The organism is Nonomuraea sp. NPDC050478, from assembly GCF_044458265.1.
Taxonomy (GTDB): Bacteria; Actinomycetota; Actinomycetes; order Streptosporangiales; family Streptosporangiaceae; genus Nonomuraea; species Nonomuraea ferruginea.
On sequence record NZ_JBITHT010000011.1, the window covers coordinates 166167 to 192437 of the forward strand.

General features: G+C 70.6%; 25 protein-coding genes, 1 tRNA gene and 2 pseudogenes. 14 read left to right on the forward strand and 14 right to left on the reverse strand.

The features are described from left to right. Positions 1–2: 2 nt before the first annotated feature. The 6 genes from ACIBF7_RS41370 (at position 3) to ACIBF7_RS41395 (ending at position 7453) form a co-directional block, all read left to right on the forward strand. Positions 3–1628: an ABC-F family ATP-binding cassette domain-containing protein gene (locus ACIBF7_RS41370; RefSeq protein WP_397199577.1), complete on the forward strand. Its 1626-nt coding sequence runs from the start codon at positions 3–5 to the stop codon at positions 1626–1628. Between the two features lie 120 nt (positions 1629–1748). Next, entirely contained in the window at positions 1749–3554 is a 1806-nt protein-coding gene (locus ACIBF7_RS41375; RefSeq protein WP_219546952.1) for an ABC transporter substrate-binding protein, read from the forward strand. Then, positions 3551–4597 carry an ABC transporter permease gene (locus ACIBF7_RS41380; protein ID WP_148036578.1) on the forward strand — a complete coding sequence of 349 codons (1047 nt, stop codon included), beginning with the start codon at positions 3551–3553 and terminating at the stop codon, positions 4595–4597. The genes ACIBF7_RS41375 and ACIBF7_RS41380 overlap by 4 nt, the downstream gene beginning before the upstream one ends. Further along, positions 4594–5478 (forward strand): ABC transporter permease, encoded by an 885-nt coding sequence (locus ACIBF7_RS41385; RefSeq protein ID WP_148036579.1) that lies wholly within the window; start codon positions 4594–4596, stop codon positions 5476–5478. Before ACIBF7_RS41380 ends, ACIBF7_RS41385 begins: the two co-directional genes overlap by 4 nt. Continuing rightward, complete coding sequence (locus tag ACIBF7_RS41390) at positions 5475–6452, forward strand: ABC transporter ATP-binding protein (RefSeq protein WP_148036580.1); 978 nt, start codon at positions 5475–5477, stop codon at positions 6450–6452. Before ACIBF7_RS41385 ends, ACIBF7_RS41390 begins: the two co-directional genes overlap by 4 nt. Further along, entirely contained in the window at positions 6449–7453 is a 1005-nt protein-coding gene (locus ACIBF7_RS41395; RefSeq protein ID WP_219551554.1) for an ABC transporter ATP-binding protein, read from the forward strand. Before ACIBF7_RS41390 ends, ACIBF7_RS41395 begins: the two co-directional genes overlap by 4 nt. A gap of 53 nt (positions 7454–7506) precedes the next feature. Here the strand turns inward: ACIBF7_RS41395 and ACIBF7_RS41400 are convergent, their stop codons facing one another. Both ACIBF7_RS41400 and ACIBF7_RS41405 read right to left on the reverse strand, forming a co-directional pair. Continuing rightward, positions 7507–8076, reverse strand: coding sequence for a hypothetical protein (locus ACIBF7_RS41400; protein ID WP_397199578.1), 570 nt, complete (start codon positions 8074–8076; stop codon positions 7507–7509). Continuing rightward, positions 8073–8624 carry an RNA polymerase sigma factor gene (locus tag ACIBF7_RS41405; RefSeq protein WP_271275158.1) on the reverse strand — a complete coding sequence of 184 codons (552 nt, stop codon included), beginning with the start codon at positions 8622–8624 and terminating at the stop codon, positions 8073–8075. Before ACIBF7_RS41405 ends, ACIBF7_RS41400 begins: the two co-directional genes overlap by 4 nt. Before the next feature lie 128 nt (positions 8625–8752). Between ACIBF7_RS41405 and ACIBF7_RS41410 the strand changes: the two genes are divergently transcribed. Beyond that, positions 8753–9292, forward strand: coding sequence for a TetR/AcrR family transcriptional regulator (locus tag ACIBF7_RS41410; protein ID WP_219551550.1), 540 nt, complete (start codon positions 8753–8755; stop codon positions 9290–9292). Here the strand turns inward: ACIBF7_RS41410 and ACIBF7_RS41415 are convergent. Then, positions 9276–10004, reverse strand: coding sequence for a nucleotidyltransferase domain-containing protein (locus ACIBF7_RS41415; protein ID WP_397199579.1), 729 nt, complete (start codon positions 10002–10004; stop codon positions 9276–9278). The two genes, ACIBF7_RS41410 and ACIBF7_RS41415, sit on opposite strands and share 17 nt — an antisense overlap. Positions 10005–10088: 84 nt before the next feature. Between ACIBF7_RS41415 and ACIBF7_RS41420 the strand changes: the two genes are divergently transcribed. Continuing rightward, a complete protein-coding gene (locus ACIBF7_RS41420; protein WP_397199580.1) occupies positions 10089–10859 on the forward strand; it encodes an SDR family oxidoreductase in 771 nt (256 codons plus the stop codon). 6 nt (positions 10860–10865) lie between these two features. Here the strand turns inward: ACIBF7_RS41420 and ACIBF7_RS41425 are convergent. The 3 genes and pseudogenes from ACIBF7_RS41425 to ACIBF7_RS41435 all read right to left on the reverse strand — a co-directional run. Next, a pseudogene (locus ACIBF7_RS41425) lies at positions 10866–11444 on the reverse strand (SDR family NAD(P)-dependent oxidoreductase); the annotation flags it as partial. A gap of 48 nt (positions 11445–11492) precedes the next feature. After that, on the reverse strand, positions 11493–12431 hold the full coding sequence (locus tag ACIBF7_RS41430) for a ribose-phosphate pyrophosphokinase (RefSeq protein WP_148036586.1): 939 nt from the start codon (positions 12429–12431) through the stop codon (positions 11493–11495). 20 nt (positions 12432–12451) lie between these two features. Then, positions 12452–13093: an HAD family phosphatase gene (locus ACIBF7_RS41435; protein WP_261809056.1), complete on the reverse strand. Its 642-nt coding sequence runs from the start codon at positions 13091–13093 to the stop codon at positions 12452–12454. A 124-nt stretch (positions 13094–13217) separates the two neighbouring features. Between ACIBF7_RS41435 and ACIBF7_RS41440 the strand changes: the two genes are divergently transcribed. After that, on the forward strand, positions 13218–14936 hold the full coding sequence (locus ACIBF7_RS41440) for an alkyl/aryl-sulfatase (RefSeq protein ID WP_397199581.1): 1719 nt from the start codon (positions 13218–13220) through the stop codon (positions 14934–14936). Here ACIBF7_RS41440 and ACIBF7_RS41445 read toward each other — a convergent pair. Next, entirely contained in the window at positions 14875–15213 is a 339-nt protein-coding gene (locus ACIBF7_RS41445; RefSeq protein ID WP_397199582.1) for a hypothetical protein, read from the reverse strand. The genes ACIBF7_RS41440 and ACIBF7_RS41445 overlap by 62 nt on opposite strands. A 118-nt stretch (positions 15214–15331) precedes the next feature. Between ACIBF7_RS41445 and ACIBF7_RS41450 the strand changes: the two genes are divergently transcribed. Together ACIBF7_RS41450 and ACIBF7_RS41455 are read left to right on the forward strand one after the other, a co-directional pair. Next, the gene (locus ACIBF7_RS41450) at positions 15332–15961 is read left to right on the forward strand and encodes a TetR/AcrR family transcriptional regulator (RefSeq protein WP_148036590.1); all 630 of its coding nucleotides are present in this window, start codon (positions 15332–15334) and stop codon (positions 15959–15961) included. Beyond that, positions 15916–17349 carry an MFS transporter gene (locus tag ACIBF7_RS41455; RefSeq protein ID WP_271275162.1) on the forward strand — a complete coding sequence of 478 codons (1434 nt, stop codon included), beginning with the start codon at positions 15916–15918 and terminating at the stop codon, positions 17347–17349. Before ACIBF7_RS41450 ends, ACIBF7_RS41455 begins: the two co-directional genes overlap by 46 nt. Here ACIBF7_RS41455 and ACIBF7_RS41460 read toward each other — a convergent pair. Both ACIBF7_RS41460 and ACIBF7_RS41465 read right to left on the reverse strand, forming a co-directional pair. After that, positions 17344–18321 carry an NAD-dependent epimerase/dehydratase family protein gene (locus tag ACIBF7_RS41460; RefSeq protein WP_397199583.1) on the reverse strand — a complete coding sequence of 326 codons (978 nt, stop codon included), beginning with the start codon at positions 18319–18321 and terminating at the stop codon, positions 17344–17346. The two genes, ACIBF7_RS41455 and ACIBF7_RS41460, sit on opposite strands and share 6 nt — an antisense overlap. Before the next feature lie 202 nt (positions 18322–18523). After that, positions 18524–20311 (reverse strand): bifunctional metallophosphatase/5'-nucleotidase, encoded by a 1788-nt coding sequence (locus ACIBF7_RS41465; protein ID WP_397199584.1) that lies wholly within the window; start codon positions 20309–20311, stop codon positions 18524–18526. Between the two features lie 108 nt (positions 20312–20419). Here ACIBF7_RS41465 and mshD point away from each other — a divergent pair, with 108 nt between their 5' ends. Beyond that, complete coding sequence (gene mshD, locus ACIBF7_RS41470; protein WP_364232914.1) at positions 20420–21382, forward strand: mycothiol synthase; 963 nt, start codon at positions 20420–20422, stop codon at positions 21380–21382. On the opposite strand, the gene ACIBF7_RS41475 is transcribed toward mshD, so the two are convergent. The 3 genes from ACIBF7_RS41475 to dcd all read right to left on the reverse strand — a co-directional run bounded on the left by ACIBF7_RS41475 (position 21315) and on the right by dcd (position 23676). Continuing rightward, complete coding sequence (locus ACIBF7_RS41475) at positions 21315–22319, reverse strand: inorganic phosphate transporter (RefSeq protein ID WP_271275165.1); 1005 nt, start codon at positions 22317–22319, stop codon at positions 21315–21317. The genes mshD and ACIBF7_RS41475 overlap by 68 nt on opposite strands. Before the next feature lie 5 nt (positions 22320–22324). Continuing rightward, positions 22325–22942, reverse strand: a complete 618-nt coding sequence (locus tag ACIBF7_RS41480) for a DUF47 domain-containing protein (RefSeq protein ID WP_148036594.1) — start codon at positions 22940–22942, stop codon at positions 22325–22327. Between the two features lie 158 nt (positions 22943–23100). Next, positions 23101–23676: a dCTP deaminase gene (gene dcd / locus ACIBF7_RS41485; RefSeq protein ID WP_148037269.1), complete on the reverse strand. Its 576-nt coding sequence runs from the start codon at positions 23674–23676 to the stop codon at positions 23101–23103. Between the two features lie 103 nt (positions 23677–23779). On the opposite strand from dcd, the gene ACIBF7_RS41490 reads away from it, so the two are divergent. Next, positions 23780–23850: transfer RNA gene (locus tag ACIBF7_RS41490), tRNA-Gly, on the forward strand. 93 nt (positions 23851–23943) lie between these two features. Here ACIBF7_RS41490 and ACIBF7_RS41495 read toward each other — a convergent pair. After that, on the reverse strand, positions 23944–24561 hold the full coding sequence (locus ACIBF7_RS41495; protein ID WP_271275166.1) for a site-specific integrase: 618 nt from the start codon (positions 24559–24561) through the stop codon (positions 23944–23946). Between the two features lie 72 nt (positions 24562–24633). After that, positions 24634–24828 (reverse strand): annotated as a pseudogene (locus ACIBF7_RS41500) (cell division protein FtsK); the annotation flags it as partial. Between the two features lie 78 nt (positions 24829–24906). Between ACIBF7_RS41500 and ACIBF7_RS41505 the strand changes: the two are divergent. Further along, positions 24907–25602: a hypothetical protein gene (locus ACIBF7_RS41505; RefSeq protein WP_397199585.1), complete on the forward strand. Its 696-nt coding sequence runs from the start codon at positions 24907–24909 to the stop codon at positions 25600–25602. Positions 25603–26271: the final 669 nt, after the last annotated feature.

Sequence of the window (26271 nt, forward strand, 5' to 3'; positions counted from 1 at the left end):
ACATGAGCGCGACCATGGTGGTACGGGGGCTGGCTGCCGGTCACGGGGAGCGGGTGCTGTTCACGGGGCTGGACCTGGTTGTGAGCCCCGGCGACGTGATCGGCCTGGTGGGGGCCAACGGCGCGGGCAAGTCGACCCTGCTGCGCATGATGGCCGGCCTCGACCGGCCCGAGGAGGGCGAGATCCGGCTCAGCCCGGCCGCCGCCACCGTCGGCTACCTGCCGCAGGAGCCCGACCGCAGGCCGGGTGAGACCGTGATGGAGTTCCTGGCCCGCCGCACCGGCGTGGCGCGGGCGCAGCGCGACCTGGACGCCACCGCGCAGGCCCTGGCCGATCAGGCGCCCGGCGCCGACGACGCCTACAGTGTGGCGCTGGAGCGCTGGCTGGCGCTGGGCGGCGCCGACCTGGACGAGCGCGCCGAGGCGATCGGCCTGCCGGTGGCGCTGGAGCAGCCGATGACCTCGCTGTCGGGCGGCCAGGCGGCCCGCGCCGGGCTGGCCTCGCTGCTGCTCAGCCGTTACGACCTGTTCCTGCTCGACGAGCCCACCAACGACCTGGACCTCGACGGGCTCGACCGGCTGGAGGGCTTCGTCAAGGGCCTGCGGGCCGGCACGGTCGTGGTCAGCCACGACCGCGAGTTCCTGGCCAGGACCGTCACCGACGTGCTGGAGCTCGATCTGGCCCAGCAGCGGATCCACCTGTTCGGCGGCGGCTACCAGGCCTACCTGGACGAGCGCGAGGTCGCCAGGCGGCACGCCAGGGAGCGTTACGAGGAGTACGCCGAGACCCGCGCCGACCTGGAGGGCCGCGCCCGCAGGCAGCGGGCGTGGATGGAGAAGGGCGTCAAGAACGCCCGCCGCAAGATGTCCGACAACGACAAGATCGGGCGCAACGCCCGCGTCGAGACCACCGAGAAGCAGGCCGCCAAGGCCCGGCAGACGGAGAAGCTGCTGGAGCGGCTGGAGGAGGTCGAGGAGCCGCGCAAGGAGTGGGAGCTGCGCATGGAGATCGCCGTCGCGCCCCGCTCCGGCGCGGTGGTGGCCACGCTGCGCGGCGCGGTCGTCAGGCGGGGCGGCTTCACGCTGGGGCCGGTCGACCTGGAGATCGGCTGGGCCGAGCGGGTGGCGATCACCGGGGCCAACGGCTCGGGCAAGACCACGCTGCTCGGCGCCCTGCTCGGGCGCGTCCCGCCGGACGAGGGGCACGCCTCGCTCGGCTCCGGCGTGGTGGTGGGCGAGGTCGACCAGGCGCGCGGGCTGTTCGAGGGGGAGGAGGCGCTGCTCGACGCGTTCACCGCGCACGCCGACCTGGTGCCGGGTGAGGCGCGCACGCTGCTGGCCAAGTTCGGGCTGAAGGCGCACCACGTTCTGCGGCCCGCCTCGACGCTCTCACCGGGCGAGCGCACCCGCGCCGCGCTGGCCCTGCTGCAGGCCAGGGGCGTCAACCTGCTGGTGCTCGACGAGCCGACGAACCACCTCGACCTGCCCGCGATCGAGCAGCTGGAGTCGGCGCTGGCCGGCTATCCCGGCACGCTCCTGCTCGTCACCCATGACCGCCGCATGCTGGAGGCGGTCAGCGTCGGCAGGAGGCTCGTGGTGGACCAGGGACGCGTGTCCGAGTCCCACTGAAAATTTACACCGCACAAAGATACGAAGATGAAACAATTCTCCGTATCTCGTTGACATGCGTAGTTCCTATGGTGTGCCGTGCTCTACACAGATAACCCCCCGCCTGAAGGTGAGGCACACATGAGGAAATGGCTCGCACGCCTGGCAGTGCTGGGCTTCGCGCTATTGGTGGCCGGTCAGGGTCAGGTGGCTCTGGCCCAGGACCCCGCGGCGGGAAAGAAGATCATCCGCGTGGGCGCTACCCAGGCCGTTGACTCCATGAACCCGTTCCTCGCCGTCCGCTTGGTGTCGACCTCGATCCACCGCTGGATGTACGGCTTCCTGACGGTTCCGGACAGCAAGACGCTGCAGCCCAGCCCGGACCTGGCCGAGTCGTGGAGCAGCTCCGAGGACGGTCTGACCTGGACCTTCAAGATCCGCGAGACCAAGTGGTCCGACGGCCAGCCGGTCACCGCCGAGGACGCCGCCTGGACGTTCAACAAGATCATGACGGATGACGCGGCCAAGACCGCCAACGGTCCGGCCGCGGAGAACTTCGAGAGCGTCACGGCCAACGGCCAGGACCTGGTCATCAAGCTGAAGAACCCCCAGGCCTCGATCCTGGAGAACCCGATCCCGATCATGCCCAAGCATGTCTGGGAGAAGGTCGGCAACCTCGCGGACTTCTCCGGCGACCAGTATCCGGCCGTGACCAGCGGCCCGTACATCGCCGTCGAGCACAAGAAGGACCAGTACGTCAAGCTGCAGGCCAACCCGAACTACTGGCGCGGCGCCCCGAAGATCGACGAGCTCCAGGTCGTCTTCTACGAGAACCCGGCCGCGTCCATCATCGGCCTGAAGAACGGCGAGATCGACCTGATCGGCCGGCTCAACCCGCCGGAGTTCGAGTCCCTCAAGGGCGACCCGAACATCGTGCAGTGGAACCAGCAGGGCCGCCGCGCCGTCTACCTGCAGATCAACCACGGCGCCACGACCACCGACGACAAGGAAGTGGGCGACGGCCACCCGGCGCTGAAGGACCAGAAGGTCCGCCAGGCGCTGCACCAGGCCATCGACAAGGACAAGCTCGTCGCCGAGGTGCAGAACGGCCTGGCCAAGCCGGCGCACGGCTCGATCGTGCCGCCCATGTACACGGACTTCTTCTGGGAGGCCGCCGGCGACACCAAGGTCTCCTACGACCCGGCCAAGGCCAACCAGATCCTCGACGACGCCGGCTACAAGAAGGGCGCCGACGGCGTCCGCACCATGCCCGACGGTGACCGCAAGCTGGAGTTCCGCTTCAGCATCCACACCGACACCCCGATCGAGGACAAGCTCGCCGAGTACCTCACCGGCTTCTTCAAGGAGATCGGCGTCACGCTGACCACCAAGAAGCTCGACTCCAGCAAGTTCACCGAGGAGACCGGCGTCACCGGCCTGTTCGACATCGCGATCTCCGGCTGGTCGGTCAACCCCGACCCGGAGGAGGTCCTGGCGACGCACCTGTGCAGCCGGCGGCCGACCCCGTCCGGTGAGGGCGGCGGCACCGAGTCGTTCTACTGCGACGACACCTTCGAGAAGCTCTACCAGGAGCAGCTCAAGGAGCTCGACCGGCCCAAGCGGGCCGACCTCATCAAGCAGATGCAGGAGCGCCTCTACACCGACGCCCCGGTCATCGCGATCTACTACACCAACGACCTCGAGGGCTACCGCAAGGACCGGATCAAGAGCATCACGTCCGTGCCCGAGCAGGACGGCATCCTGTACGGCGCGAGCAGCTTCTGGCCGTTCTACTCGCTGGAGGCCGTCGAGTCCTCGGCCACGGCCGAGGAGGGCGGCTCCAACACCGCTCTGATCGCCGGCGTGGTCGGCGCCGTGGTCGTCATCGGCGTCGGCGCGTTCTTCCTCACCAGGCGGCGCAAGTCCGCCGCGGACGACCGCGAATGACAGCACCGCTCGAAGCAGCAGAGCCCGCCGCCGCCCAGGCGGCGGGCCCCGCTGGGGACGACCGCCCCGCCCGCCGCGGCGTGCTGCGCTACGCGCTCACCAAGGCCGGCGGGGCGTTGCTGAGCATCGCCATGGTGATCGTCGCGACGTTCTTCCTCTTCCGGCTCCTCCCCGGAGATCCGGTACGGAACCTCGCGCAGGGCCGCAACATGACCCCGGCGCAGCTCGACCTGGAACGGAGCCGGCTCGGCCTGGACAAGCCGGTGCCCGAGCAGTTCCTCGACTTCGTCGGCAAGACGCTCCGCCTGGACCTCGGCACCTCCTACGAGTACAAGCGGCCGGTCCTCGACCTCATCGGCGAGCGCCTCGGGCCGACGCTGCTGCTCACCGGGGTCGGTCTGGTCATCGCCGTCAGCCTCGGCCTCTGGCAGGGCACCAGGGCCGGGTGGCGGCCGGGCGGCCGGTTCGACCGGTTCTCCACGGCCACCTCGCTGGTGCTGTGGTCGGTGCCGACGTTCTGGCTCGGCCTGCTGCTGATGATGGTGTTCGCCGCCTGGCTCCAGATCTTCCCGACCCGGGGCATCGAGAGCGTCGACGCGCCCGACGGCTTCGGTTACGTCCTCGACGTGGCCTGGCACATGGTGCTGCCCTGCCTGACCATGGTCGGGGTGGTGTACGCGCAGTATCTGCTGGTCATGCGCTCGTCCCTGCTCGACGAGCTGGGCCAGGACTACATCAACACCGCGCGGGCCAAGGGTCTGCGCGACGACGACCTGCGGCGCAGGCACGCCGTGCCGAACGCGCTGCTGCCCACGGTGACGCTGGTGTTCATGAACATCGGCTTCGTCGTCGGCGGCGCGGTCACCACGGAGACGGTCTTCAGCTGGCCGGGGCTCGGCAAGCTGTTCTACGACGCGATCTCGGTGCCCGACTTCACGCTCATGCAGGGCACGTTCATGCTCATCACGGTCGCGGTGATCCTGATGAACACGCTGGCCGACATCGTCTACCACCTCCTCGACCCGAGGGTGAGGTCCGCATGAGCACCTTCACGTGGACCCGCAGGAAGCGGGCGCTCGGCCGGTTCTGGGAGGACTTCCGCAAACAGCGCGGCGGCCTCGCCGGCCTGGTCATCCTGGTCGTGGCCGTGACGCTGGCCGTCGTCGCGCCGCTCTTCATCGACCAGGGCGTCACCAGCGTGGTCGAGAACACCGGGCCCCGATGGTCCCCGCCGAGCCTGGACTACCCGTTCGGCACCGACGAGTCCGGGCGCTCGATCCTGCTCATGGTCTGGTGGGGCTCGCGCACGTCGCTGCTCATCGGCTTCCTGGCCGCGCTGCTCACCGTGGGCATCGGCACCGTGCTCGGCATCGCCGCCGGCCACTTCCGCGGCTGGATCGGCGCCGTCATCATGCGCGTGACCGACTGGTTCCTGGTGCTGCCCTCGCTGGTCACCGCTCTCGTCCTGGCGGCCATCCTGGGCGGCAGCACGTTCACCATCATCATGGCGATCGGCGTCACCTCCTGGCCGTCCACCGCCCGCCTCATCAGGGCGCAGACGCTGGCGGTGGAGGCGCGGCCGTACATCGAGCGCTCCAAGGCGCTCGGCGGCGGCCACTGGCACATCACCACCCGCCACGTGCTGCCGAACGTCGCCCCGCTGCTGCTGGCCAGCACCACGCTCCAGGTCGCCAGCGCCATCGTCACCGAGTCGACGCTGGCCTTCCTCGGCGTGACCGCGAACAAGACCTCCTGGGGCACCATGCTCCGCGGCTCCTACGACTGGAACGCGGCCAGCTACGGAGCCTGGTGGTACATCCTCATCCCCGGCCTGTGCATCCTCGCGGTCGTCATGGCGTTCACGCTCTGCGGCCGGGCGCTGGAGACCGTGCTCAACCCGCGACTCCGGAAGGCAGGGGCATGAGTCTGCTAGAACTGGACGACGTCTCGGTCACGTACCGCATCGCCGAGGGCGAGGTGCCCGCGGTGAGAGGCGTGTCGCTCACGCTCGGCAGCGGGGCGGCCCTCGGGGTCGCCGGCGAGTCGGGGTCCGGCAAGTCGACGCTGGCCATGGCGCTGCTGCGGCTGCTGCCGCGCGACGCCCGCGTCACCGGCCGGATCCTGCTCGACGGCGAGGACGTGCTCACCATGAAGTGGGGCCGCCTGCGCGCGGTCCGCTGGGCCCAGGCGTCGATCGTTTTCCAGGGCGCCCAGCACGGACTCAACCCGGTGCACAGGATCGGCGAACAGATCGCCGAGCCGCTGCTCGTGCACAACCTGGCCAAGCCCGGCGAGGCCGGCAAGCGGGTGGCCGAGCTGCTGGAACAGGTCGGCCTGCCCGCCTGGCGGGCCCGCAGCTACCCGCACGAGCTGTCCGGCGGCCAGCGCCAGCGCGTCATGATCGCGATGGCGCTCGCCTGCTCGCCCCGGCTCATCATCGCCGACGAGCCCACGACGGCTCTCGACGTGATGGTGCAGGCGCAGGTGCTGACGCTGATCAAGGAACTGGTCGCCGAGCACGACATCTCCCTGGTCATGATCTCGCACGACCTGTCGGTGCTCGCCGACGTGTGCGACCGGCTCGCGGTCATGTACGCGGGCCGCGTGGTCGAGCAGGGCCCGTCGCGCGAGGTGTTCCACGACCCCCGGCATCCCTACAGCCAGGCGCTGGCGGCGGCGTTCCCGACGGTCGGCGACCCGGCGTCGCGGCTGGCGCCCAAGGGACTCGGCGGCGACCCGCCCGACCCGATGGACCTGCCGACGGGATGCTCGTTCCACCCGCGCTGCCCGGTCGCGCTGGAGGAGTGCCCGACGCTGGACGTCGAGCTGTGGCCCGCCGGCGACCGCCGCGCCGCCGCCTGCGTCCACGTACGGGACCGCGTACAGGAGAAGGCATGACAGAGACGCAAGCCCCGGCCGAGGAGGTCACCACGGCCCGCCGTACCCTCCTGGAGGCCCGCGACCTGCACGTGGAGTTCGCCTCGCGCGGGCGCCGCGCCCGCGCGGTCGACGGCGTGAACCTCGCGGTCGGAGAGGGCGAGATCGTGGCGCTGGTCGGCGAGTCCGGCTGCGGCAAGACCACGCTGGCGCGCACGCTGCTCGGCCTGGAGAAGCCCACGTCCGGCACGGTCCGGTACGGGGGAGAGCCGCTGCGGTACGCCAGCCGGGCGCTCAAGGACTACCGCAGGCAGGTGCAGCTCGTCCTTCAGGACCCGATGGGCTCGCTGAACCCCCGGCAGACCGTCTACGAGGCGGTGGCGGAGGGCCCGCGCATCCACGGACTGCCGGACGAGGCTGACGTGGTGAACAACGCGCTGGCCAGGGCCGGGCTGCGGCCGCCTGAGCGGTTCCTGCTGCGTTACCCGCACGAGCTGTCCGGCGGGCAGCGGCAGCGCGTGGTCATCGCCGGGGCGCTGGCGCTGGACCCGAAGGTGCTGATCGCCGACGAGCCGGTGGCCTCGCTCGACGCGTCGGTGCGCGGCGAGATCCTCGCGCTCATGCTCAGGCTCCGCGACGAGCTGGGCCTGTCGGCGCTGGTCGTCACGCACGACCTGGGGCTGGCGTGGAACATCGCCGACCGGGTGGCGGTCATGTATCTCGGCCGGATCGTCGAGTCGGGGCCGGTCGAGCAGGTGCTGACCGCGCCGCGTCACCCGTACACGCAGGCCCTGCTGTCGGTGCTGCCCGAGTCTCCCGAACGGGTGGTGCTGACCGGCGAGCCGCCGGACCCGACCAGGATTCCGGGCGGCTGCCGCTTCCACGCCCGATGCCAGGTGCTCGCCTCCGGCAAGGCCGCGGAGGCGGGCGTGGACGCCCGGTGCAGGGGGGAGCTGCTGGAGATCCTGCCCGCCTCGGCCGGGGCGCAGGCGGCCTGCTACTACGCGGACGCCACCGGCTGAAAGGCGCGCGGTCCCGGCCCGGTATCGGCGGCCGGGACCGCGTCGTTCCGGGGTCAGCTGCCCGCGGGAGGCTGTCCCTCCGGGCCGCCCAGGTCGTCCCAGTCCGGGTCGTCGACGACGACGCAGGGGCCGGGCTCGCCGGGGATCATCATGGTCGCGAGCGTCCACACCACTCCGGGGTCCTCCCCGCCCCTCTCGGCGAACTCCAGCACCAGCGTGTGGTTCTCGTCGATGAGCCGCGGGTCGATGTCCAGCCCGCCCTTCCGCATGTGGACGGCACCGTCCGGCAGGAGCTTGCTCACTCCCCGGTCGCGCTCGCACTGCTTGCCGGGGCCGAGGTAGGTGACGTCGGCCTTGACGCCCGCCGCCCGCAGATCCCTCTCCAGCCGGTCGGCCTCCTCGAACTCGCGGATCTCCACCCCGACGGTGCCGTCGGACTTCTCGGTGACCGCGTACGCCGCGCTCTGCCCGCCCGTCAGCAGCGGCACCGCGAGCGCCGTGACCGCTGCCGCCCCCGTCACCGCCAGCCCCAGGAACAGGCGGCGGCCCCCGCGACGGCGCCTGTCCTCGCGCGCCGTGAATTCGGCTTTCAGATCCATCAGCAACTGCTCCTCGAAGCTCATACGATGATCCCTTCCGTGACGAAAGGCAGGTCCTTGAGAGTCCGGCGCGCGCGGTGCAGCCGCACCATGGCGGTCCCCGACCGGATGCCCAGGGCGGCCGCGGCCTCCGTGACCGTCAGCTGGTCCATGACGACCAGCTCCAGCACGGCGCGCTCACCCTCCGGTAACTCGGCCATCGCCTGGAAGGCCCGCCTGGCGGGCCGCTCCGCGTCGATCCGCTTCTCCACCCGGCTGATGTCGTCGCTGTCCAGCGGTCTTCGCCTGCTCACCCGGTCGGTCAGCTGGGACTCACGCAACGCCCGGCGCCGTTCGGCGGAGAGCGTGTTGCGGGCCACGCCGTACAGCCACGCGACCTCGCTGCCCCGCTCAGGCCGATAGGTGTGGGCGGACTCCATCACCGCCAGGAACACGTCCGCCACCAGATCGGCGACCTGGTGAGGGTCGTCGACCCGGCGGGCCAGGAATCGCGTGACCCCGTCGACGTGCCGCCGGTAGAAGGCCTCGAACGCCCCGATGTCGGTGGCGAACTCCGCCTGTTTGCGACGCACCGGCCACGCTCCTTTCGTCGATCCACACCTGTAATTGGCGGGAGACGGCCGGTGCCTTACAAAGGAGCCGGCTCTGCGAGACTGCTCGTACGGAAGGGGGACGGGGTGGAGCATCGCCCCGACTGCTGATGGAGAGAGCCGACGCCGCGCGCAACCGGGCCCGCGTCCTCGACGCGGCCGCGAAGCTGTTCGCGAGCAGGCCGCCGCACGAGGTGACGATGGAGGACATCGCCAAGGCGGCCGGCGTGGGCCGCGGCACCCTCTACCGCCGCTACCCCGACCGCGCCGCCATCGCCGTCGCCCTGCTCGACGAGCACGAGCGCGCCCTGCAGGAGAAACTGCTGCGCGGCGACCCGCCGCTGGGTCCCGGCGCGCCGCCGGCCGAGCGGCTGGCCGCCTTCTACGCCGCCATGGTCGGCCTGCTGGAGGACCACGCCCACCTGGTGCTCGGCAGCGAGGTGGGCCGCTCGCGGTTCGAGACCGGCGCGTACGGCTTCTGGCGCGCGCACGTGCGCTCCCTGCTCGCCGCCGCCGGCACCCCCGGGCCCGACGCGCTGGCCGACGTCCTGCTCGCCCCGCTGGCCCCCGACGTCTACGTCCAGCAGCGCCGGACGCTCAGCCCGGAGCAGATCACCGGCGCGCTGCGCCGCCTCACGCGAGCACTCTGACGATCGCCTGCCTGATGAACCGGCGGGCCAGCTTCGCCCTGCGGAACCGGCTCAGCACCGGCCCGTCCGTCCCGTACCTGCGGGCCCTGATCCCGTCCACCACGACCGGCGGCGCGCCCATCTCGCCGAGCACGTCGAGCGCCTCCCGCTTGCTGATCAACCGCCCGTCCCGCAGCGTCACGGCCGCCCGCGCCACCGTGACCATGCCGAGGTCCACCCACTCGTCCAGCAGCCACCGCCGCCGGCCCCGCGTCTTCACCAGCCAGAAGTCCCGCAGATCGGCCTGGACGAACGCGGCCAGCTCCGCGTCGGACACCGGCGGGATCAGCGCGTCCGGCCCCGGTCCGTACAGCTCCAGCGCCCCCGTGAGCAGCTCCCGCCGGGTCACGGCGGTGACGGGCCGCTCGAACAGCTCGCCCATCGCCCACGTCACGTGCTCCCGTCCGTGTTCGGCCAGCTGCCCGTCGGTCATGTACGAGCAGTGCAGCCGTTCGGCCAGGGCCCCGTCCAGCCCTCGGTGCAGCCGCTCTACAGCGTCGCGCCGCCGCTCGTCCAGCGGCTCCCGGACCACGGCGATCAGGTCCAGATCGCTCCGCCCCGGCTGGTAGTCGCCCTTGGCCAGTGACCCGTGCGCCCACACCGCCATCAGCGGCACGGCGGCCCCGGCCTCCGACAGGAACCGGGTGAGCAGGATCTCGGTAGAGGTGTGCATGATCTCTACTCTCCCTCTCCATGGTTCGATGACAAGCGGTTAAAGGCATTGCCCCGGACACGCCCGCTCGGGGACCATCTCCGGATGAGCTTCGAGCAGAGTGCGCGGCCCGTGGCGCTGATCACCGGGGTGGGCAGGACTGTGGGGATCGGGGCCGGGATCGCGACCCGGCTGGCCGCCTCCGGGTGGGACGTCGGCTTCACCTACTGGACTCCGTACGACGAGCGGATGGCGTGGGGCGCCGAGACCGGGGCCCCCGAGACGATCCGCAAGGCGCTGGCGGGCGAGGGCGCGGCCGTCGCGGCCGTGGAGGCCGACCTGGTCGAGACGGAGACGCCGGCGCGGGTGTTCGACGAGGTGGAGAGCCGGCTGGGCAACGTCACCGCGCTGGTGATGTGCCACTGCGAGTCCGTCGACTCCGGGCTGCTCGACACGACCGTGGCCAGCTTCGACCGCCACTTCGCCGTCAACGCCCGCGCCTCCTGGCTGCTGATCCGCGAGTACGGCCGCCGGTTCCGCGGCGCCCACGGCACCGGCCGGATCGTCGCGCTCACCAGCGACCACGTCGTCGGCAACCTCCCGTACGGGGCGAGCAAGGGCGCGCTGGACCGCATCACGCTCGCCGCCGCCCGCGAGCTGGCCCACCTCGGCGTCACCGCGAACGTGATCAACCCCGGCCCGATCGACACCGGGTGGATGCCCGACGACCTGAAGGCCACCTGCGCCGAGCACACCCCGCTGGGCCGGCTGGGCACCCCGCGCGACACCGCCGACCTGGTGCAGTTCCTCTGCTCGCCCCAGGGTGGCTGGATCAACGGCCAGCTGCTGAAGAGCGACGGCGGCATCTCCGCCTGACCGCCGTCAGAGCGCGTGCCCTCCGGCGACCTGGATGACCTGGCCGGTGATCCACCGCGCCTGCCGTGAGGCCAGGAACACGACGGCGCCGGCGATGTCCTCCGGCTCGCCCACCCGCCCCAGCGGCACGATCTCGCGGGCTCGCGCGTACGTCTCCTCGTCCATCCACCCGGTCTGCACCGGCCCCGGCGCGACCGCGTTGACCCGCACCAGCGGGGCGAGGTCGAGCGCGGCCGCGCGGGTGAGCGCTTCGAGCGCGGCCTTGGACGTGCCGTAGCCGATCTGGCCGGGAAAGGCGCGGGCGGCGTCGGTGCTGATGTTCACCACGGCCGCGGCCCGCTCCCTCCTGGCCAGCTCGTCGAGGAGCAGGGCGGGGGCGACGGCGTTCACCGCGTAGTGGCGGGCCAGCCCGCCGGCGGTGAGCGAGCCGAACGCGTCGGGCGACTCGCAGTGCGCGGCGTTGTTCACCAGCACGTCCACCGGCCCGAGCCGCCGCTCGACCGCGCCGAGCAGCCGCGCCGCCGCGTCCGGCGCGGCCAGGTCGGCCTCGACGGCGATCGCGTCACCGAGCTCGGCGGCCAGCTCCTCCGCGGCGGAGCCGGAGGGGGTCGTGTGCGGCCAGTCCGGTGTCGATCACGGGGTGCCGAACAGGGCGCTGACGGACTCGCCGAAGTGGATGCGGCGCATGGCCTCGGCCAGCGCCGGGGCGATGGACAGGACCGTGAGTTTGTCGCCGGGCTTGGGCGGGGGGACGGTGTTGGTGCAGACGATCTCCTTGACCTCCGGCAGCGCGCTGAGCCGCTCGATCGCGCCGTCGGAGAACAGGCCGTGGGTGCAGGCGACGCGGACGGAGCGGACGCCGCGCTCGCGGAGGCGGTCGAGGAGCTCGATGACGGTGCTTCCCTTGGCGATCTCGTCGTCCAGGATGATCACGTCCTTGCCCTCGACGTCGCCGATCACCGAGCTGATCACCACGCGGTCGTCGCTGAAGCGCTGCTTGGCGCCCATCGCCACATCGGCCCCGATCAGGCGGGCGAAGTGGGCGGCCTCCTTGGCGTTGCCCAGGTCGGGGGAGACCACGACGGTGTCGGACAGGTCGTGGCGGGAGAAGTGGGCCGCCAGCTCGCGCAGCGCGTGCAGGTGGTCGACGGGGACGCTGAAGAAGCCGTGGACCTGCGGCGAGTGGAGGGTCATCGTCAGCACCCGGCCGGCCCCGGCCGCCACCATCAGGTCGGCCACCAGGCGGGCGCCGAGCGAGATGCGCGGCGCGTCCTTCTTGTCGGAGCGGGCGTAGGCGTAGTGGGGCAGCACGACGGTGATGCGCGCCGCCGAGGCGCCCCGGGCGGCGTCGAGCATGAGCAGCAGCTCCACCAGGTGTTCCTGGGTGGGCGGCACCAGCGGCTGGATCAGGAAGACGTCGCGCTCGCGGCAGTTGGCCTGGAGCTGGACCGCGATGACGTCGTTGGCGAAGCGCGAGACGCGCACAGGATGGAGGGGGACGCCGAGGTGGGAGCAGATCTCCTCGGCCAGCTCGGGATGGGCGCTGCCACTGAAAACCGTGATGTCTCGCACGATTTCCAAAGAGTAGCGGATCACCCGTCGAGCAGCTCGGGGGTGAGCGCGTCCAGACGCTCGACGATGCGCCAGGCCAGCACCAGCGCGTCCGGCGCGGGCGGGTAGCGCGGGTGCAGGACGGCGACGACCCGCATGCCGGCCGCGTCCGCCGAGCGCAGCCCGTTGCTGGAGTCCTCGACCGCCACGCACTCGTCGGGATCGACGCCGAGGAGCCGGGCCACCTTCAGGTAGCCGTCGGGGGCGGGCTTGCCGCGGTCCACCTCCTCGGTGGAGACGGTGGCGTCGAAGCAGTCGTGCAGGTCGCTCGACTCGAGCACCACGTCGATGAGCCGCCGGGGCGAGGAGCTGGCCAGCCCGAGCGTGAAGTGGTCGCCGAGCCGCCGCACCGCCTCGGGCGCGCCCTTCATCAGCGGCAGGTGGGCGCGGTAGCGCTCGGCCATCCGGTCGACGACCTGCCGGGCGATCTCGTCCGGCGGCAGCCGCACGCCGAGCTCGTGCAGGTACGAGGCCCACTCGGCGGTGCTCATGCCCATGAGCCGCGACTGGGTGTCGTCCTGCCAGGTGCCGCCGTGCTCGGCGACGAAGGCGCGGCGCACCTCCTCCCACACCGGCTCGGAGTCGACCAGCACGCCGTCGAGATCGAATACGCAGGCTTCCACGGAGAAGACCCTACCCATGCTCTCGGCCGTCCACTATTTCCCGATAAGTCAAGCCAAGGGAGGTTCACGGTGTTTCGTACGTACGTTGACCGTGCCCATCCTGCTTTCCGGGCATTTCTCAGGCATGGCCGAGCTTCCGTACGAGGCTGACGACGATAGGGGCGCGGGTTTCGTCGCCCCGCTCGCCTCCGCCGTCGTCAGGGACGCCGACGGCAAGGTGGTGTGGGACGCGGACGCGTACGGACGCGTGGACGGCGGCTGCCCGGCCACGGCGCACCCGGGCCTCTGGGCGCAGGCGGGGCTGCTCGCCCGGCGCGGCCTGTACGAGGTGGCCGAGGGCGTCTATCAGGTACGCGGGCTCGACCGGGCGGCGATGACCCTGGTGGAGGGCGGCACCGGCGTGGTCGTCGTGGACCCGCTCCGCTCCGCCGAGTGCGCCGCGGTCGCGCTGCGGCTGTACCGCGGGCACCGCGGGGACCGGCCGGTCTCCGCGGTGATCTACTCGCACTCCCGCGCCGACCGCTTCGGCGGCTCCCGCGGCGTCACCCTCGGCGGCGTGCCCGTGCTCGCCCCCGCCGGCTTCCTGGACCGCGCCGCCGAGGAGTTCCTGTACGCGGCCCCCGCCGCGAACCGCCGGGCCGCCTACACCTACGGCCCGGCGCTGCCGGGAGGGCCCGAGGGGCGGCTCGGCCCGGCGCGGTCGGCGGGCACGGTCTCCCTGCTCCCGCCCACGGCGCTGGTCGAGCGGACCGGCCAGGAGGAGACGCTCGACGGGGTGCGGTTCCTGTTCCAGCTCGTGCCCGGCGCGGCGCTGGCGTTCCTGCTGCCCGAGCGGCGCGCGCTCGGCCTGGCGGTGAACGCCGGCGACCCGCCGGGCGGGTGCGACCCCCGGCTGTGGACGCGCGGTCTGTCGGAGGCGGTCACGCTCTTCGCCGGCCGCGCCGACGTGGCCTTCGCCGCGCACCACGAGCCCGTACGGGGCGGCGAGGAGGTCACGCGCCTGCTGGAGCGGCACCGAGATTTGCACTCCTACCTGCACGACCAGACCGTGCGCCTGATGAACAAGGGCCTGACCCCCCAGGAGATCGCCGAGTGTCTGCAACTGCCGCCCGCCCTGGCCGCCCTGCCCGGCTCGGCCGGCGTCATCAGGGCCGTCTACCAGCACTACCTGGGCTGGTTCGACGGCAACCCGGCCCACCTGTGGGAGCACCCGCCCCGGCAGAGCGCGATCCGCTACGTGGAGTGCCTCGGCGGCGGCGCGGCCGTGGTGGCCCTGGCCGAGAGGTACGCCGCCGGCGGCGACCTGCGCTTCGCCGCCCAGCTCCTCAACCACGCGGTCTTCGCGGACGAGGGCAACAAGCGGGCCCGCGACCTGCTGGCCGAGGTCTACACCCGGCTCGGCCACGGGGCCCGCGACCCCGCCTGGCGCAACGCGTACCTGATGGGGGCGCTGGAGCTCACGGACGGGATCGCGGCCGCGGACGGCGGGACCGTCGCGCCGGGCACGCTCGCCGCGCTCGGCGCCGAGCAGGTCCTGGACGCGCTGGCCGTCCGGGTGGACGGCCCGAAGGCCTGGAGCGAGAACCTGGCCATCGACTGGCACCTGACCGACCTGGGCCGCCGTTACCGCACGGTGCTGTCCAACGGCGTGCTCATCCGGCAGGCGGACCCGCCGGAAGGGCCGGTCGACCTGACGCTGCGGCTCACCCAGGTTCAGCTCGTCGCCCTGCTCGCGGGGCGGGGCGTCGGCGAGGTGTCGAGGGAGGGCGACATGCGGGCGCTCAAGCGCCTGTTCGCCGCGCTGGACGCCCCTGTGCCCGGCTTCGCGGTCGTGACCCCCTGAACCGGCGCGTCCACAGCAGCGTGGCCGCGGCCGCCAGCAGCACCGGCCCGAGCACCAGCGGCGCCGAAGGGCCACCGGCGTGCCAGCTCGCCGCCGCGGCGCTCACGCAGGTCAGCACGGTCACGCCCAGCGTCGCCGCCCACAGCGGCAGCACGTGCAGGAAGCCGAAGAACAGCGGGAACACCAGCCAGACCAGCGGCGGCGACAGCATCGCGAGCACCGCCCACGCCAGCGTGGCCGCCACCAGCCAGAGCTGCCCCCGAGCGTCACGAGTCACCTACTCACGGTAACCCGCCGGGTCCCGGCCGAGCGCCCCGCCCCCCTCGAGCAGGGCGTCCGACACCGTGACTAGAGTCCGCTCTAGCGAATCGAGGCACCAGAGTACGCTCAGGCTCGTGGACCGCGTCAAGAGCCGGCGGGCGGAGCAGCGCAGAACCACCCGGCGCCGGATCGTCGAGGAGGCGTTGCGGCTCTTCGTCGGCCAGGGCTACGCCGCGACGACGCTGGAGCAGATCGCCGACCGCGCCGGGGTGGCCGTCCAGACGGTCTACTTCCACTTCGGCAACAAGCGCGGCGTCCTCGCCGAGGGCCTCGACGTGCTGACGGCCGGCGACGACGAGCCGGTGCCGCTGATCGAGCGACCGTGGGCCCTCCAGGCCACGGGGGAGCCCGACCCCGCCGGGTCGCTGCGGATCTGGGTGGGCAACGCCCGGATGATCTTCGAACGCGTGGCGCCGCTGATGCGCGTCCTGCGCGACGCCGCCGGCGCCGACCCCGAGATGGCCGTCACCTGGGAGACCAACCAGCGCCAGCGCCACGCCGACCACCTGGCGCTCGCCCGCCACCTGGCGGAGATCGGCGGCCTGAGGGATGGCATGTCGTCGGAAAGGGCAGGAGATCTGGTCTACGCGCTGGTGAGCCCGGAGACGTACCAGCTGCTGACCGAACAGCGGCGCTGGTCGCCGGCCGAGTGGGAGTCGTGGGTGTACGAGACGCTCTCCCGCTCGCTGCTCCGGGGCTGCTGACCGAACCGGGGGAGCACGTGGCGGACACCCGCAAGCACGCGCTGGCCGTCTGCCTGACGGCCGCGTTCATGGCCGGGCTCGACGTGAGCATCGTCAACGTCGCCCTGCCCTCGATCCGGGAGGGCCTGCACGCGTCGGAGGCGGGCCTGCAGTGGATCCTGTCCGGTTACGCCCTAACTTTCGGCCTGCTCCTGGTGCCGGCGGGCCGGCTGGGTGACGCGCGCAGCCGGCGGACGGTCTTCATGTGGGGGGTGGCGCTGTTCACGCTCGCCAGCGCCGCGTGCGGGTTCGCCCCCACCATGCCGGTGCTGATCGTGTCCCGGCTGCTGCAGGGCCTGGCCGCCGGGATGATCAACCCGCAGGTGTCGGGGCTCATCCAGCAGATGTTCCGGGGCGCGGAGCGGGGCCGGGCGTTCGGCGCGCTCGGCGCCACCATCGGCGTCTCGACCGCGGCGGGGCCGCTCATCGGCGGCGCGCTGGTCTCCGCCTTCGGCGCCGACCAGGGCTGGCGGCTGGTGTTCCTGGTGAACGTGCCGATCGGGCTGGTCCTGGTGCCGCTGGCGCGCCGGCTGCTGCCGCCGCCGGAGCGGACCGGCCGCAGGGAGAGCATGGATCCCGTCGGGGTGCTGCTGCTCGGGGTGGCCGTGACCGTGCTGCTGCTGCCGTTCATCCAGCAGCACCAGTGGCCGGGCGCGGGCAAGTGGCTGCTGGTCCCGGCGTCGCTGGCCCTGCTGGCGGCCTTCGTCGCCTGGGAACGGCGCTACCGCGGGGAGCCGCTGGTGGACCTGTCGCTGTTCAGGCTGCGCTCCTACGGTCTCGGTACGGCGATCGCGCTGCTGTACTTCGCCGGGTTCACCGGCATCTTCTTCATCTTCACCCTCTACCTGCAGGCGGGCCTGCACTACAGCCCGCTGCTCGCCGGTCTGGCGATCACCCCGTTCGCGGTCGGCTCGGCCGGGGCGGCGGTGGTCGGCGGCCGGCTGGTGAACCGCGCGGGCCGCCGCGTGGTCGTCGCCGGGCTGGTCACGGTGGTCGCCGGACTGCTGGCGACCATGGCCGCCACCCTGCTCGTGCCCGGCCCGCACGTGGCGCTGGCGACCGCGCTGCCGCTGCTCGTGGCGGGCGTCGGCAGCGGCCTGACCATCGCGCCCAACCAGGCGGTCACGCTGTCGCAGGTGCCGCCGGCGGGCGGCGGCAGCGCGGCGGGCGTGCTGCAGACCGGTCAGCGGCTCGGCTCGGCCATCGGCATCGCGGCCGCCGGCTCGGTCTTCTTCGGCCTGCTCGGCCAGGGCTGGCCGGTCGCCTTCAGGCACGGCCTCATGGTCGTCGTGCTGTTCGTCTGCGCGGGGCTCGCCGCGGCGCTCTACGACCTGCTGCGCCGGTCATGAGAGCAGTGTGGCCTCCACGTCCGGGTCGAGGCCGACGGCGGGCCGGTCGGGCCGCACGGGCGCCCGCCCGCCGATGCTCCTGAGCCAGGCCCAGGTGTCGGCCACGGTCTCCTCGACCGGCCGGCACCGCAGGCCCGCCGCCACCGCCCTGGACACGTCGCCGCCGTGCACGAACGCGTGGCCCTCGCCGGTCAGCCAGATGGGCAGGTCGGTCCACGGCTGCACCCCGGCCGCCAGGATCGCCTCCTCGCTCGTCCAGCGCAGCTCCGCGTCCGACCCGGTGACCCGCACACAGGTCTCCAGCAGCTCCCGCATGGTGACGAACCCCGGCGGGCTCACCACGTTGAAGGCGCCGCCGACCCCGTCGAGCGCGGCTTCGAGGCACCACCTGGCCAGGTCGCGGGCGTCCACGCACTGCAGGCCGAGGCCGGCGGGCTCGGGCGCGAGCACCGGTCCGCCCCGCGCGATCCTGGACAACCACCACGGCAGCCGCCCGATGTTCTCGTGCGGGCCGATGATCAGCCCGGCGCGGGCGAGCAGCGCCCGCGCGCCGAACGCCGCGGTCGCGGCGAGCTCGCCGCCCGCCTTCATCTCCGCGTATCCGCCCTCGCCGCCGTCGGGCGACCCCTCGACGACCGGCGCGCTCTCGTCGGCTCCGTACGGGACGGGCGGGGCGTAGACGGACCGGCTGGACACGTACACGTAGTGACCGGCCCGGCCGGCGAGCAGCGAGGCGGCGTCGCGCACCGCGGACGGCGCCCACGACCAGGTGTCGGCGACCACGTCCCACTCGCCGCCGGCCAGCGCGTCGAGCCCGTCGGGCCGCGTGCGGTCGCCGCGCAGCGCGGTCACCCCGGCGGGTGGTTCGTGCGTGCCCCGGTTGAGCACGGTCACGTCGTGGCCGAGGGCCAGCGCCTCCGTCACGAAGGCCCGGCCGACGAACTCGGTCCCGCCCAGCACCAGAAGTCTCATCCGCTCACTGTGCCGCCGGAGTCCGGCCGCACGTAACCCCGCCAAGCCGACAGCGGAATCGCTCAGAGCGGAACTCGATGATTAGACCCGTTGCCGCTGGGCAGAGGCGGCTCGGAGGTTGTCGCATCAAGGGACGAGGGCCCGCTTCCCGTGGGTTTCAGGGGCGTCAGTGACGGGAGGCGGGCTCTTTCACGTCCGGGTGTCAGCCGGTCACGGTGATCCGGTTCGTGCCCGGAGGCGCGATCGGGTTGTTCTGGCCCAGGTAGTCGACGAAGGCGTCGATGTCGAGCGGGCCGCTCCACAGGTCGGTGCCCTCGGTGAACACCGGGAAGGCGTCACCGCCGCCCACCAGGAAGTTGTTCGCCGCCACCCGGATGGTCTGTGCGTCGGTCACCGGCTGTCCGTCGATCATGATGTTCGAGACCTTGCTCCCCCACGGCGCGCTCTGGCTGTAGGTGTAGGTCAGGTTCGCCGACGGCTGCAGGATGCGGTTGAACGGCTGGTTGTTCGGGCCGCCGGTGAACTGCTGCTCCAGCAGCGTCTTCAGCTGCGCCCCGGTCAGCGTCACCACCTGCATCAGGTTGTTGAACGGCTGGACCGTGAACGCCTCGCCGTACGTGACGACCCCGTCGCCCTCACCGGCCGGCGAGCCCGCGTAGCTCAGCGACGCGCGCACGCCGCCCGGGTTCATGAACGCGATCTGCGCGTTGCCGCCGGTCCTGGTGGCCGCCAGTTGGGCGTCGGCGATCAGGTTGCCGAGCGGCGACTCTCCGGACGCGACCGCGACGTTCGGGATGTCCGCGGTGATCGTGCCGACGGGCCGGTTGGCCACCCCGGACACGCGGTCCTTCCACGTCTGCACGAACGCGGTGATCTCCGGGTCCGGGGCGACCGTGCGGGTCACGACGTGGTTGTCGGCCACGGTGGAGGCCCGGTCGATGTCGCGGGTGCGGGTGTCGACCTGGAGGTCCACCTGGGTGATGACGCGGCCGAACGAGCCGCCCTGCGAGAACAGCCGGTCACGGCCCCGCGGGTCCTTGACCGTGCACAGGTACGCCTGGTGCGAGTGGCCGCTGAGCACGAGGTCGATCTCGGCGTCGACCTGGGTGGCGATCCGGTTGCCCGCGCCGGGGACGGCGCTGCACGCGTCGGGCGACTGGTTCGGCGTCACCTGGTCGCCCTCGTGCACGAGCACGACCTGGGCCTTCACGCCCACCAGAGTGAGCAGCTTGGACGCCACGTTCGCGGCCTTGACCTCGTCCACGAACTTGATGTTCTTGATGCCCTCGGAGGTGACGATCGTCGGCGTGGTCTGCGTGACCAGGCCGATGAAGCCGATCGGCACCCCGTTCATCCACTTGACGCTGACCGGGGGCAGCGCGGGCACGCCCCAGTCGGCCATCAGCTTCTTGATCTGCGGGCTGTTGCCGAGCGCCGAGAGCGCGTCGGTGCGCTCGTGCCGGTTCTTGAAGAGCACGTTCGCGCCCACGTAGTCGAAGGCGGCGCCCTTCCACCTGCCGGCGGGGGAGCAGCCGTCCACCGGGTGGCAGCCGCCCTTCATGATCCGCCGCAGCTCGTCGTAGCCCTCGTCGAACTCGTGGTTGCCGACCGCGGCCACCTTGAGCCCGAGCTTGCCCATCAGCTCGACCGTCGGCTCGTCGTGGTAGGCGGCCGAGATGAGCGGGGTGGCGCCGATGAGGTCGCCCTGCGCCACCGCGATCGTGTTCCTGTCGGCCAGCGCCTTCATGTGCGTGGCGACGTACGCGGCGCCGCCCGCGTCGACGGTGTTGCCGTGCTCGTCGACCATCCGGCCGGAGGACCCGGTCGGAGGTTCCAGGTGGCCGTGGAAGTCGTTCAGTGCGAGCAGCCGGACGGGGACCGTACGCGGCTTGTGAGTTTTACTCGCGTCTGCCGGGAGACCGGCGAGCAGGAGTCCGCCTGAGGCGACCGCTCCGGCCAGCGCCAGCCGGAGGAAGGAACGGGACGTCATGGCCCATGACGTTACGGCGACAATCCGTGCAGCCAATGTCGCAAAGGTAACGATTCATCGGGGCCCCGGCTGGCGGTATTTGCCAGTTGTACGCCTAGAGTTCGAGCTGTGAGTACGCACGTGAGGATCAGAGAACGGCTGGACGACCAAGAAATCGCCGATGTCTTGAGTGTCGTGGAAGCGGCCACGGAAGCCGACCGCGTCCGCCCGCTCAACGAGCACGTGATGCTGCATCTGCGCTACGGCGGCGACCCCCGCGCCCGCTCGCTGCTGCTCTACGCGGACGAGCTCGTCGGATACGCCCACGTCGACCCCACCGACGAGGTGGAGGGCCCCAGCGGCGAGCTGGTCGTCCACCCCGCGCACCGGGGCCGCGGCCACGGCAAGGAGCTGCTGCGCGCCGTGCTCGACCTGACCGGCGGCAGGCTGCGGCTGTGGGCGCACGGCGGCCACCCCGGCGCGGAGGCGCTGGGCGCGTCGCTGGGCTTCGTGCGCGCCCGGTCGCTGTGGCAGATGCGCCGCTCCCTGTACGCCCCGATCGCCGACCCCACCGTGCCCGAGGGCGTCACGGTCCGCACGTTCCTGCCCGGCAGGGACGAGGAGGCGTGGCTCAAGGTGAACGCCGCCTCCTTCGCCCAGCACCCCGAGCAGGGCGCCTGGGAGCTCGACGACCTGCTGCGACGCGAGCGCGAGCCGTGGTTCGACCCCGAGGGATTCTTCCTCGCCTTCCGCGGCGACCGGCTCGTCGGCTTCCACTGGACGAAGATCCACGGCTCCGACGAGCACGGCCACGAGCCGCTCGGCGAGGTCTACGTGGTCGGCGTGGACCCGTCCCAGCAGGGCACCGGCCTGGGCAGGTCACTCACCCTGACCGGCCTGGCCCACCTGCGCTCGCGCGGCCTCGCCCAGGCCATGCTCTACGTGGACGAGACCAACACGGCGGCCATCCGCCTGTACGAGTCGCTCGGGTTCGCCCGCTGGGACGTCGACGTCATGTACGCCGCTACTCCACCGCCCAGTGAAGCGCGTAGTACGACAGCGCCGCGACCAGAGCCGCAGCCGGGATCGTAAGGACCCAGGCGGTCACGATGTTGCCCGCCACTCCCCACCGCACGGCCGACAGCCGCTTGGTCGAGCCCACGCCCATGATCGCCGAGGTGATCGTGTGCGTGGTCGAGATCGGCGCCCCGAACCCGATCGCGGCACCGTACAGGACCGTGGACGCCGCCGCCTCGGCGGCGAAACCCTGCGGCGGGTCGAGCGCGATGATGCGACGGCCCAGCGTGCGCATGATGCGCCAGCCGCCCGCGTACGTGCCCAGCGAGATCGCCGCGGCGGCGGCCAGGATGACCCACTGGGGGATGTCGTCGGTCGGCGCCACGTAGCCGCCGACCACCAGCGACAGGAAGATGACGCCCATGGTCTTCTGCGCGTCCTGCAATCCGTGGCCGAGCGCCATCGCCGCGGCCGAGACCGTCTGCGCGTAGCGGAACCCGCGGTTCGCCTTGCCGGGTTGCGCGTTGCGGAAGATCCAGTAGATTGCGATCATGATCGACGCCGCGAGCGTGAAACCCACGAGCGGCGACAGGATCATGGGGATGACGACCTTCTCCACCACGCCGTCCCAGTGGACCACGCTGGCGGACGCGAGCGCCGAGCCGATCAGGCCGCCGATGAGCGCGTGACTGGAGGAGGAAGGAAGACCGAAATACCAGGTGATCATGTTCCAGGTGATGGCGCCGATCAGGCCCGCCGCCACGATCACCAGGCCGTGAGAGCCCTGAGGTGCGTCAATGATCCCTTTGCCGACCGTCTGGGCGACCTGCGTTCCCAGGTGGGCGCCGATGAAGTTCATCGCCGCGGCCATGAAGAGCGCCGCCCTGGGGGTCAGCGCGCGGGTGGAGACGGACGTGGCGATGGCGTTCGCCGCGTCGTGGAAGCCATTGGTGTAGTCGAAGATCAGCGCGATCACGACCACGCCGATGACTAGGGCGAGCGTGAGGTCCACCGGCCCTAGCTTTCCTTGACCGCGATGGATTCGACGGTGTTGGCGACGTGCTCGAAGGCATCGGCCGCCTCTTCGAGGGCGTCGATGACCTCTTTCATCTTCATGACCGTGAGCGCGTCGTACTCACCGCCGAACAGCTTGGCCAGCAGCCGGCGGTAGATCTGGTCGCCCTGGTTCTCCAGGCGGTTGACCTCGATCCAGTACTCGTTGAGGTTCTTCATCGACCGCAGTCGGGGCATCGCCTCCGCCGTGAGCTCCGCCGCCCGCTCCAGCACCTCGACCTGACGGACCACGTCTTTGGGGAGATGGTCGATCTGGTAGAGCACGATGAGGTCGGACGCCGCTTCCATGGCGTCCATCACATCGTCGAGGTTGGAAGCGAGACGGTAGATGTCCTCGCGGTCGAACGGAGTGATGAAACTCTCGTTGAGCCGGTTCATGATCGCATGGGTGCGTTCGTCGCCGGCGTGCTCGCAGGCCCGCATCTTCTCGGCCAGGGACTCCCGATCCGATCCGTCGCTGATGATCTCTACGAGCAAGCGTGATGCGGTGACCAGGTTGTTCGCCGAGTCGGCGAACAGGTCATAGTAGCTGTCCTCACGTGGCGTGAGCCGCAGGCGCACGTCGTTCTCCAGATGTGCGGGGATGGTCCGTGGAAAGGGTAAGGCTTACCAGGTGAAATGCGAACTTCATGTCCCCTTCTCCTAGGCGCTACCCTCCGTATGCTGTACGACACCGGGGCAAGAGTACTTCCAACGCCCCATAGCCGCGCAGCCGGGTACTACACCTCTGTGCGGTGAAAGCTCTGGAACGACCGCGACGGCGTCGGCCCGCGCTGCCCTTGGTAGCGCGACCCGTACCTCTCCGACCCGTACGGGAACTCCGCCGGCGAACTCAACCGGAACACACACAACTGCCCGATCTTCATCCCCGGCCACAACTTGATCGGCAACGTGGCCACATTGGACAGCTCAAGCGTGACGTGACCGGTGAACCCCGGATCGATGAACCCGGCCGTCGAGTGCGTCAGCAACCCGAGCCGCCCCAGCGAACTCTTGCCCTCCAGCCTGGAAGCCAGATCGTCGGGCAACGTGATCACTTCGTATGTCGAGGCGAGCACGAACTCGCCCGGATGCAGGATGAACGGCTCGTCCCCGTCAGGCTCGACCAGCCGCGTCAGATCCGGCTGCTCCATCGAGGGATCGATGTGCGGATACCTGTGGTTCTCAAACACCCGGAAAAAGCGGTCAAGCCGGACGTCGATGCTGGACGGCTGGACCATGTCCCGGTGGAACGGGCTCAGCGCCAGGCGGCCGGCGTCGATCTCGGCAAGGATGTCGCGATCAGATAGCAGCACGATGAGCAACCTACCCGGTGTGTCCTGGCGAAGTCAGACGGCTCTGCTTGGTCAAGTGGGTCGGCTTTCCGCTAGAGTGTTGGTCGCGGCTTCGGGCCGCGACGCGGGTGTAGTTCAATGGCAGAACATCAGCTTCCCAAGCTGACAGCGCGGGTTCGATTCCCGTCACCCGCTCTCGAAGTGAAAAGCCAGGTCAGGGATGGGTTCCCGACCTGGCTTTGATCGTTTACGGACCTGTTGTCGATCTTCCGTGCAATTAGCGTGCAATTAGCCCACGGGAGCGAGCGCGCCGTCGTCGCCCTCGTCGCGCTGCTTGAGCTGTTGGTCGATGGCGTCCGTGATCACTTTGTCGGCGCCTCTCACCGCGTGCTGGTAGATCATGGCCGCTCTGACGTTGTCGTGACCCATGCGCGCCATCAGGTCCTTGAGGCCGGCCCCTGACGCCGCCGCCAGCATGTTTCCCGTGTGACGGAGATCATGGAAATGCAGTCCGGACAGTCCCATGTCCTTAACCACGTCGACCCAGCGCGTACGGGTGTTGAAGCCGCTTCGGCGGATAGGGCCGCCCTTCGCGCCGGGGAACACGAGCGCGCCCGGCTCGTCCTGGACGTAGGTGGCCATGTGCTCTTTGAGGATCGGGATGATGCTCTCGGGAAGGCCAACGGTTCGCCTGCCCGCCTTGGACTTGGGCGGCCCGAGGAGCAGCCCGCCCGATGAGCGCTCCGCGAACGCGACGCGTACGCGAACGGTCCTGGCCGCGAGATCCACATCCATCCGGCGTAGCGCGCTCACTTCTCCCCAGCGGAGACTCGCGAACGTAGCCAGCAGGACCATGGCGCGGAACCGGCGGTCTTGATCGGAGTCCGCCTTGCCATCGCGAGCCATGTTCCAGAGCGCCCGCTCTGCTTCGGCCCGCCACCAGGTCGAGTTCGTCGGCGGTGCCGTGGAAGCAGACCCTCATGCCGCCCTCCCGAAGGCATCGGCCATGGCGCGGATTTCGGAGTCGGAGACGTACGCAGCACGGACGCGGATCGGCTCAGGCGAGGTTTCCAGCCGCACGTATCCGACTCCCGCCCCCAGCTCCGGGACGGGGGAGATGTGATCGGCCAGCGCGCCCCGGTCGCGTGCGCCGTCGCCGAGGACCATGTCCACGTTGAGCGCCGTTACATCGAGAAGCAGGAACTTCCGGCGAAGGTAGTCCGAACCGCCTGCGGCTCAGATAATGGGATCATGGAATCGGCTGAGGAGTGGGATCGGTGCTTGGGGTGGACGTTCGAGTTGATCTCGGAGGATCCTGTTCGGCGCGAGCGGGCGCGTGGCCGACTGAGGGTTACTCAAGATCGCCGTAGTAAGGCGTTGTATGCCTTCAATGAGGTCTGGCGAGATGAGGGGTTGTCGGCCGCTGATCAGGCAGGAGGCCGATACGTCGCAGAGCGACGGAGAACGCTGCCAGATGCTTTGTGGGAGTTCATTCCCGCTGAGTCCTACGCCGATTGGGGCGGACTGAAATATGTCCTGCTCTATCTGGAGTGGGAGGCCCGATACCCGGACGAGTGGATGGCCTCTGCCAAGAGCTGGGGGACAAAACACGGTCAATTACACGATCTGGCCAGGGCCGTGCCATATCTGGCGACTGAGCTGATCGATCAGCTGGTTGACTTGATTTGCCTTGCCGTACGGCGTGAGCACCGTTGTGAAGATGAGGGATATGCCGTACTGGCCAGGGCGGTTGGCGGATTGCGGTTACGTCGTCTCCTGCTTGAGATCGCCGATGATCCTGATGAGGGTTTCCGCTTACGAGCCCGGTACCTCCTGTGGTTGTTAGACCACCCTGAGGCGCCCAAGCCCAAAGTAAGCCAATGGAAGGCGTGGTTGAGAAGTCGGGAAGCCGATCCGGTGTCTGAAAGAGCCGAACCTGTCGCCTGAGCACGACGAGGAAGGAGAGGCTCCCCGTCCCCCCACGTGCCCGTTGCGTGCCCCTCAGGAGGGTGACTAAGGGAGACTCGCGGGGAATCACGGTCACTCGACCGGCATCTGTCCAGGTCAGCGTTTCCCCTGCTCAGAGCACATTATCTTGAAAGAGTTCCCAAGCTGACAGCGCGGGTTCGATTCCCGTCACCCGCTCTCTCGGAGAGCCCTGCTCGCCGCCCCTTCGCGTCGGCTTCGGCGGGGCTCTTGTGCTGGTCGGGGGGACGACCCCCGAGCCCCCCGCGTGCCACCCTCTTCTCTCGGCTTCTCGTCTGAGGGCGCGGTTGCTGTTGCCTGGTAGATCGTTCTCGCGTACGCACGCGCCTCTGCAGGATTTCAGGGCTCTTTCACGGCTAACCTCGCAGGGCGGATCACGATGAGCCTGTGATCGAGTTGTGGAGTGACGCCGAGCTTGCCGTCGGGGCTGGCTTGGCCGTTCTGTTGATCCTCCTGCCCACTGTCGTCCGGCTTGCCAGGGTGATGCTGTCCCGCCACAGATAGTGCCTCCGGCGGCAATGAACCCGCCGACCTCAGAGTGCGTTCCGCGAGCATATGCCTGTGATGTCGCTATGTGATCGTATGGATTTGTAGCGTTACCGCCGGTCGGTGGGGTCTGCTGTGCTGGGA

Coding starts and splice junctions, on each gene's coding strand:
- ACIBF7_RS41370 (WP_397199577.1), top strand. CDS start 3: ATGAGCGCGACCATGGTGGTACGGGGGCTGGCTGCCGGTCACGGGGAG.
- ACIBF7_RS41460 (WP_397199583.1), bottom strand. CDS start 18,321: ATGAGACTTCTGGTGCTGGGCGGGACCGAGTTCGTCGGCCGGGCCTTC.
- ACIBF7_RS41415 (WP_397199579.1), bottom strand. CDS start 10,004: ATGCACACCTCTACCGAGATCCTGCTCACCCGGTTCCTGTCGGAGGCC.
- ACIBF7_RS41505 (WP_397199585.1), top strand. CDS start 24,907: ATGGAATCGGCTGAGGAGTGGGATCGGTGCTTGGGGTGGACGTTCGAG.
- ACIBF7_RS41420 (WP_397199580.1), top strand. CDS start 10,089: ATGAGCTTCGAGCAGAGTGCGCGGCCCGTGGCGCTGATCACCGGGGTG.
- ACIBF7_RS41400 (WP_397199578.1), bottom strand. CDS start 8,076: ATGAGCTTCGAGGAGCAGTTGCTGATGGATCTGAAAGCCGAATTCACG.
- ACIBF7_RS41410 (WP_219551550.1), top strand. CDS start 8,753: ATGGAGAGAGCCGACGCCGCGCGCAACCGGGCCCGCGTCCTCGACGCG.
- ACIBF7_RS41495 (WP_271275166.1), bottom strand. CDS start 24,561: ATGGCTCGCGATGGCAAGGCGGACTCCGATCAAGACCGCCGGTTCCGC.
- ACIBF7_RS41385 (WP_148036579.1), top strand. CDS start 4,594: ATGAGCACCTTCACGTGGACCCGCAGGAAGCGGGCGCTCGGCCGGTTC.
- ACIBF7_RS41440 (WP_397199581.1), top strand. CDS start 13,218: ATGGCCGAGCTTCCGTACGAGGCTGACGACGATAGGGGCGCGGGTTTC.
- ACIBF7_RS41390 (WP_148036580.1), top strand. CDS start 5,475: ATGAGTCTGCTAGAACTGGACGACGTCTCGGTCACGTACCGCATCGCC.
- ACIBF7_RS41375 (WP_219546952.1), top strand. CDS start 1,749: ATGAGGAAATGGCTCGCACGCCTGGCAGTGCTGGGCTTCGCGCTATTG.
- ACIBF7_RS41395 (WP_219551554.1), top strand. CDS start 6,449: ATGACAGAGACGCAAGCCCCGGCCGAGGAGGTCACCACGGCCCGCCGT.
- ACIBF7_RS41465 (WP_397199584.1), bottom strand. CDS start 20,311: ATGACGTCCCGTTCCTTCCTCCGGCTGGCGCTGGCCGGAGCGGTCGCC.
- ACIBF7_RS41380 (WP_148036578.1), top strand. CDS start 3,551: ATGACAGCACCGCTCGAAGCAGCAGAGCCCGCCGCCGCCCAGGCGGCG.